The sequence below is a fragment of the Bhargavaea beijingensis genome (assembly GCF_900101985.1).
In the GTDB taxonomy this organism is placed as follows: domain Bacteria; phylum Bacillota; class Bacilli; order Bacillales_A; family Planococcaceae; genus Bhargavaea; species Bhargavaea beijingensis.
Genome location: NZ_FNAR01000039.1, coordinates 1 through 5,215, shown reverse-complemented (window position 1 = coordinate 5,215; position 5,215 = coordinate 1). Strand labels below are relative to the sequence as shown.

The 5,215-nt window shown below is 51.5% G+C and carries 4 protein-coding genes; 3 read left to right on the top strand and 1 reads right to left on the bottom strand.

Annotated elements, in window-relative coordinates:
* The first annotated feature begins 599 nt into the window (after positions 1–599).
* The 3 genes from BLT01_RS14910 to BLT01_RS14900 all read left to right on the top strand — a co-directional run bounded on the left by BLT01_RS14910 (position 600) and on the right by BLT01_RS14900 (position 4,252).
* On the top strand, positions 600–1,352 hold the full coding sequence (locus BLT01_RS14910; protein ID WP_092099124.1) for a polysaccharide deacetylase family protein: 753 nt from the start codon (positions 600–602) through the stop codon (positions 1,350–1,352).
* A gap of 415 nt (positions 1,353–1,767) precedes the next feature.
* Entirely contained in the window at positions 1,768–3,033 is a 1,266-nt protein-coding gene (gene tyrS / locus BLT01_RS14905; protein WP_092099121.1) for a tyrosine--tRNA ligase, read from the top strand.
* A gap of 43 nt (positions 3,034–3,076) precedes the next feature.
* Positions 3,077–4,252 (top strand): alanyl-tRNA editing protein, encoded by a 1,176-nt coding sequence (locus tag BLT01_RS14900; protein WP_092099119.1) that lies wholly within the window; start codon positions 3,077–3,079, stop codon positions 4,250–4,252.
* A gap of 50 nt (positions 4,253–4,302) precedes the next feature.
* On the opposite strand, the gene BLT01_RS14895 is transcribed toward BLT01_RS14900, so the two are convergent.
* Positions 4,303–5,118, bottom strand: a complete 816-nt coding sequence (locus BLT01_RS14895; protein WP_092099116.1) for a cobalamin-binding protein — start codon at positions 5,116–5,118, stop codon at positions 4,303–4,305.
* Positions 5,119–5,215: the final 97 nt, after the last annotated feature.

Sequence of the window (5,215 nt, the reverse complement as noted above, 5' to 3'; positions counted from 1 at the left end):
AGGGGGGGATGGGAAAAAACATGCGAAATATCCACGAAAATGACAAAACGGACCCAAAAAGATTTCTTTTGGGTCCGTTTTGTCTACAGTCTGAAAAGATGCTAATCACATCGTCTCTTTCCTATTTATCTTAATAAACGTTAAATTTTAACTCGGAACCGCTTTTTCTTTTAACAGGTACTACTTTTGTCTTCCCTGCCTTGTGTTTTATTCCATTAATACTTATCCATTTCTCTATTGTAACATTAATGTTTGTATACATGTCTTACTTGAAGCTGCCCAGTTTTCTCTTAGGAACATATCTCTTGTTGTCGTTACTGTGTTAGTTTTGCCGAATTCACATGTTAATGCAGCTTCAACAGGCTGTCATCATGCTCGCTGAATGATATAACCTCTCTGCCATGAAGCAGACGATCAAGGATGGCAGCGGTAAGCATTCCAGAAAGTGTCCCACTCATTCGGCCCCTTGTTTGATGTTAGGAAAAAAGCTCTGCCATACCGCAGAGCACTCTCCATGAAGGAAATCCAAAAACGAACAGGAATTTGCTCGGCTAATTGCTGAATACTAAGGGCATAATCTGTTGCCGGGGAGTGTAATCATGAAAAAATTGATCTTGCCTTTGTTCCTTATTGTGGCCCTGTTCGTGGTTATTAAAAGTACTTATGCCGATAAAGGAAGGCAGTACTATGAGGAAGCAGGACAGATTATGTGGGAAATTAACACGGAAGAGAAAGTAATTGCTTTGACTTTTGATGATGGACCCCATCGAAAGTATACAGCAGACATATTGGATATCTTGAAAAAGTATAATGCGAATGCAACATTCTTTGTAGTTGGAGAGCATGCTGAAAAGAATCCAGTTCTCCTTCGCCGTATGCTGGACGAAGGACATGAAATAGCCAATCATACCTACACACACAAGCGAAAAATGAGAACATCTGAATTGATTGCGGAAATTAGGAAAACTCATGAGACGATTTACTCGATTACCGGAGAACGAACCAAGTTATTCCGGCCTGTCGAAGGAGCATACACAGATGAACACGTAGAAGCTGTGTCTAAAGAAGGCTACAAATTAGTGATGTGGTCGTGGCACTTGGATACATTAGATTGGAAAAGCCCTGGTGTTAAGAAAATCGTTGACAAGGTCTTGGACGGAGCAAGAGAAGGAAATGTTGTACTTTTTCATGATGGTGGAGGCAATCGCCAACAAACTGTGGAAGCATTGAAGGAAATCTTGCCTGAGTTTGAACAGAAAGGGTATAGGTTTGTGACCATTTCGGACCTTATGGAGAGTAAAGAGAGATCTGAAAAACAAATTGAGTTAGATGCTCAAAATAAGAACGATTAAAAAGACCAGATCTGGATGGAAGGGGACGGGCGGGGCCTACGATGGCATGCGCATCCAGAAAAACCGAAGCACTCCACGGGCAAACCTGCCCAGTTGGCAGAGGACTTGAAGAATCAGTATTGACATCGTTCAGGATTCAGATAGAATGGGGATTATTATATCATTACCGAGCGAGGATGGGGCCGCAGTAGCGCCGTCCGCCGAGCAATCAGAGAGGCAGCGGCTGGTGGAAGCTGCCCGGCGGACGATTCGTGAATTACAGCCCCGGAGCAAGGCGCCGGCATGGCGTTACCATGCATAAGCGGGGAAGCGGTTTGCGCTTCCCAAGCCGGGTGGTACCGCGTTGATGGAATCAGCGCCCCTGCAGGATCTTCGGATCCGCAGGGGCTTTTATTATTTTCTGGAGGGATGAACAATGACGAATGAACTGATCGAAGACCTGAAATGGAGAGGCCTGCTCTACCAAACAACGGACGAGGAAGCCCTTGCCGAACTTCTGAACAAGGAAAGCATTTCCCTCTATTGCGGGGTTGACCCGACAGCCGATAGCCTGCATATCGGACATATCGTGCCATTCCTGACGCTTCGCCGGTTCCAAAAGCATGGGCACCGGCCGATCGTGCTGGTGGGTGGAGCGACCGGCATGATCGGGGACCCGTCGTTCAAGGCGGATGAGCGGCAATTGCTTTCGGAAGAGCAGCTCAGCCACAACGTGGCCGGCATCCGCGGCCAGCTGGAGCAGATTTTCGATTTCAGTGATGAAAATGCCGCTCTCATGGTCAACAACAAAGACTGGTTCGGCAAAATGACGGCAATCGACTTCCTGCGCGACTACGGAAAGCTTCTGAGTGTGAACTACATGCTGGCAAAAGAGAACGTCGCGACACGTCTTGAAACCGGAATTTCATTCACCGAGTTTTCGTACATGCTCATACAGGGGGCGGACTTTAACCACCTCTATGATCATTACAACTGCCGCGTGCAGGTGGGCGGCTCGGACCAGTGGGGCAATATCACGACTGGGCTGGAAGTTATCCGGAAAACCCATGACGAGAACGCAAAGGCGTTCGGCCTGACGATACCACTCGTTACCAAGGCCGACGGAACGAAATTCGGCAAGACGGCCGGAGGCAATGTCTGGCTGGATCCGGAAAAGACATCCCCATACGAGTTCTACCAGTTCTGGATCAACGCGGCGGATGCGGATGTCATCAAGTACCTGAAAATCTTTACGTTCCTCAGCAAAGAAGAAATTTCGGAACTGGAAAAAGCGGTTGAAGAAGAGCCGCATCTCCGCGAGGCTCAAAAGACACTGGCCGAAGAAATGACACGCGTGATCCACGGTGATGAGGCGCTTGCCCAGGCGGAACGCATTACTGCCGCACTGTTCAGCGGCGATCTGAAATCCCTGTCCGTATCCGAAATGAAAGATGCGTTCAAAGATGTACCGAGCTATGAAACTGTGAAGGAAGACCGGAACATCATCGACCTCATTGTCGATGCCGGAATTTCCCCTTCCAAACGCCAGGCGCGGGAAGATGTGACAAACGGCGCAATCTCCATCAATGGGGAACGGGTGAAAGACCTGGATTACACGATTGATGCCTCTGATCGTTTGGATGACGCGTTCACCATCATCCGCCGCGGCAAGAAAAAATACACGATGATCCAATTTAACTGACCGGGGCGCCCGCGTGAGACCGGGATGCAAGGAGGGAATTTCCATGCTGAAAGATCGTCTGTACTATAAAGATCCTTATCGGACGACCTTCAAGGCGAATGTCATCCGGGAAGGAGTGGAAGACGGCAGGCCGTTCGCCGTGCTTGAAAACACTTTGTTTTACCCGACGGGTGGCGGTCAGCCGCACGATACAGGTAAGCTTAACGGCATCCGTGTAACGGACGTGGAAGAAAAGGACGGCGAAATTCTCCACTATGTGGAAAAACCGTTGAATGCGCTCGTCGTCTCAGGCAAAATCGACTGGACACGACGGCACGACCATATGCAGCAGCATACGGGACAGCACATCCTGACGGCGGCCTTCATCGAGACGGCAGGCTGCGCGACAGTCAGTTTTCATCTCGGCAGTGAAAGCGTATCGATTGATCTGGATACCGAGCACCTGATCGATGAGCAGTTGGAAGCGGCCGAGAAGCGGGCAAATGAGATTATCCGTGAAAACCGGGCGATCGAAACCCGCTGGGTGACGGAAGGGGAACTGGACCGGAATCGCCTAAGGAAGGAAATTGCGGTGGACGGGGAAATCCGGCTTGTCATCATCCCGGATTACGATTACAACGGGTGCGGCGGGACTCATCCATATTCCACGGGAGAAGTCGGGCAGTTGAAGATTCTCGGAATGGAACGAGTGAGAAAGAAAACCCGCATTCATTTTGTCTGCGGCAATCGGATTCTCGATCAGCTCGAAAAAAAGAACCGCATTCTTAAGGAAGCGGTCGGAATGCTGAGCGTACCGGAAGAAAATACAACAGAAGCGATCAGAAGGCTTCTTGATACGAACCGCGCTCTTGAAAAGCAGCTTGCGGAAGCGGAAGGCCGGTTGCTTGAAATGGAGGCGCGCTCTCTCGTCACCACCGGGCCGTTGGTAAAAGCCTCCTTTAAAGACCGCCCGATCGGAGTCCTGCAGAAACTGGGCAGGGCTGCAGCAACTGCCCGGGAAGACGCCATCGTCCTGCTCACTGTACGAAACGGCGGCAAGCTGCAGTTTGTCGCAGCGCGCGGCAGTGAAGCAAAGGTTTCCATGAAACAGGTAGCCGCAGCCGCGCTCGAAGCAACCGGCGGAAAAGGCGGCGGCAGCGAGACTTTTGTACAGGGCGGGGGCGACACATCTCTTACTGCGGAAGAACTTCTTTCTGTGATGGCCTCAGCCATAGAATAACGATGAATAGCCCCTGCAGACATTTTCGCGTCCGCAGGGGCTGTTTTTGTTCAGTTGACCGCATGGACCCATCCTGGCAGCCGGAGATCCCCATACAGTTCCGGATGAAGCAGATTGCCGAGTTTCAGCGCACCTTCCAGCAGGCGTGGTGACGGGCGGCAGTAAAGCCATTCCTCCATGACATCGACCTGTCCATCGCGCACCGCGCGGAGATCCGGCCAGCCCGGCCTGTTCAGCAGCAGCTCCGGCCGGATCTTTTCAGTACGGACACCGACCCACGCGAGCAAAATGCGGCCCGGGTCCCGGGAGGCAACGTCTTCCCAGTCCGTCTGGACGCTGGCAAGTTCAACGTCTTCATAGATATTGCGCCCGCCAGCAATCCGGCTGATTTCAGTGAGCCAGTTGATGCTTCCGGGAGTGAAAACCGGCTTTGGCCACCACTCCCAGTATAGAGACGGTCTGTCCGTTGCCAATTCCGCGCGCTTTTCAAGTTCACTGATGAAGTCCGAATATTCCCGCGCAGTCTTCAAAGCCCGCTCTTCAATGCCGCATGCCCTGCCGACGGTGACCAGGTCGTCTGCGATATCTTCAAGGCTCTGGGGATCGGTAACCAGATGTGGAATGCCGCGCTTTTCCAGTTCCTCCACATTCCGCTCCATTCCCGGTACGCTGAGCGAAGCCAGAACCAGATCCGGACCGAGCGCCTCGAGACGCTCCATGTCGATCGACAGATCCGGCCCCAGCTTCGGCAGTTCCGCTGCAGATGATGGCCAATCCGAAAAATCATCCACACCGGCAAGCTGTCCGTCCAAGCCGAGATAAGCGAGCAATTCCGTGTTGCTCGGACAAATCGAGACAAGTTTCATCGCTACCCCTCCATTCATCTAAACCGATTGTAGCAGACGCCGTAACGAAGAACGGCGTCTGTGCTCAAAAGCGCAAGCGTTGAGCAACAGAACTCTT

What these genes read in the sequence shown, in the direction of transcription:
- BLT01_RS14895 (WP_092099116.1), bottom strand. Translation starts at nt 5,118, where the DNA reads ATGAAACTTGTCTCGATTTGTCCGAGCAACACGGAATTGCTCGCTTAT.
- BLT01_RS14910 (WP_092099124.1), top strand. Translation starts at nt 600, where the DNA reads ATGAAAAAATTGATCTTGCCTTTGTTCCTTATTGTGGCCCTGTTCGTG.
- BLT01_RS14900 (WP_092099119.1), top strand. Translation starts at nt 3,077, where the DNA reads ATGCTGAAAGATCGTCTGTACTATAAAGATCCTTATCGGACGACCTTC.
- tyrS (WP_092099121.1), top strand. Translation starts at nt 1,768, where the DNA reads ATGACGAATGAACTGATCGAAGACCTGAAATGGAGAGGCCTGCTCTAC.